Genomic DNA, 1563 nt, shown 5'->3' with positions numbered 1-1563 from the left:
GGTTGCAGGCAGGTCATGGATGGCGATGTAAACTTGCCCCGTGCCCGGGTTTTTGAATTCAAGACCACCGATGATGACAACTGACACTTCATACAGGCAATGGTTCTGGAACTGGATGGTATGATCTGCGGCAAGCGTGCCAGGAATAAGAATGGCAGTCACGAGCAGAACAGCGAGAATAGGTGATGATTTCAAAAAAAATCCCTCTCATGGTTAAAAGCCGGAATATTTTTTGAAGATTTCGATCTCATCCTGGCAAAAACAAGAAAAGCCAATCCTCAAATATGGTCAGGGTAAACGAAATTGTCATGAAGTGTACCGGGTTCTGTGCCGCTCTCCTGTTATGTCTCTGTATCATCATGAGTGGCTGCGTCCAGATCACCATCAACGCTCCCGGTTTTTCCGGCCCGGTCACACCGGCAGCGTCACCCTCATCCCAAGATGTGATGAAAGACGATGAACCGGAACCATCCGTCACGGCCGTTACAGAAAAGGCTCCGGCTGGAGCCTCCGGTAACCCGCTGTTTATTGTTCCGTACGGGGACGTAAGCCGGGTCGGGCACCGCACATTCACCTTCAACTACGCTCCGCAAAGCGGACAGCAGGAATATACCCTCCGGATCCCGGTCAACATGTCGGTCTATTATGGGGCCCGCCAGATGAAGATCGATCTTCCGGCAAGTTCCATGAACCCGGCCGAGATCCGCCAGTATATCGATACCTTTGAGTCCGATCCGGCGATGGAGGAACTCTATTCGGGTGTCCTCTCCCAGTTGCGGAATGCCCGGTACAAGAACGGCGGATATCTCTCGGATGACGAGTACTTTGAACTGATCGTTGCCTTTGTCCAGCAGATCCCCTATGTCGAGAACCCGTCTCCGAAACGCAAATACCCGGTCGAAGTAATCTATGACAAGGCCGGAGATTCGGATGAAAAAAGCCTGCTGCTCGTTAACCTCCTTGCACGGGAAGGCTATGACGTTTCGCTGATGGTGTTTGAGGATCTCGGGTACGAGACAACCGGCATCCGTGTTGTCGAAGAGGTTCCTGATTCGTCCCTCAAGGTATTCAGTGATGGGAAGAAGGATTACGTGTTTGTCGATGCTGGCGTTCCCCGGTTCATCGGCAGCACACCGGAGGTATTCCAGACCGCAGACGACCCGGGCATCTACCCGGTGGGGAGCGGGACAAAGAGCTACCGCCCGATCAATTATGTCTGGAAGATCGTGGCGGACTTAAATCACTTAAAAAAACTGGGCAAGATTGACAAGACCACGGTCATCAACCCGTGGGACAAGTTCGGGACCTGCCTGTGGATCAAGAACTCCAAGCTCCTCCAGAACACCACCTGCTACTGCTGCGACATGTGAGGTCCGGCACTTTTTTTCATTGGTGAACAGGACCTGCTACCGGGAAAACGGGGTTTTCCACGGCTTCATGCGGCTTTTAATCTCCCGGTATCCCGTGGATACTAACACCAGATAGAAAGGAGCATTGCAGGTACCAGTTCCCGGGCTGAAGGTTTCTCTGCAAAGGGGGGAGGTGTACCCACCCCTCCCAAGG

General features: G+C 52.8%; 2 protein-coding genes. One reads left to right on the top strand and one right to left on the bottom strand.

What is annotated here, in order from left to right:
• A partial coding sequence (locus tag CW742_RS12480) for a hypothetical protein (protein WP_292420846.1) occupies positions 1-195 on the bottom strand: 195 nt, incomplete at its 3' end.
• Between the two features lie 113 nt (positions 196-308).
• On the opposite strand from CW742_RS12480, the gene CW742_RS12475 reads away from it, so the two are divergent.
• The gene (locus CW742_RS12475) at positions 309-1370 is read left to right on the top strand and encodes a hypothetical protein (protein WP_292420844.1); all 1062 of its coding nucleotides are present in this window, start codon (positions 309-311) and stop codon (positions 1368-1370) included.
• Positions 1371-1563 lie beyond the last annotated feature (193 nt).

Origin of the sequence: Methanoregula sp., assembly GCF_002835825.1 — an archaeon.
GTDB lineage: Archaea > Halobacteriota > Methanomicrobia > Methanomicrobiales > Methanospirillaceae > Methanoregula.
This window is presented reverse-complemented; position numbering and strand designations above follow the sequence as displayed.

What these genes read in the sequence shown, in the direction of transcription:
- CW742_RS12475 (WP_292420844.1), top strand. Translation starts at nt 309, where the DNA reads ATGAAGTGTACCGGGTTCTGTGCCGCTCTCCTGTTATGTCTCTGTATC.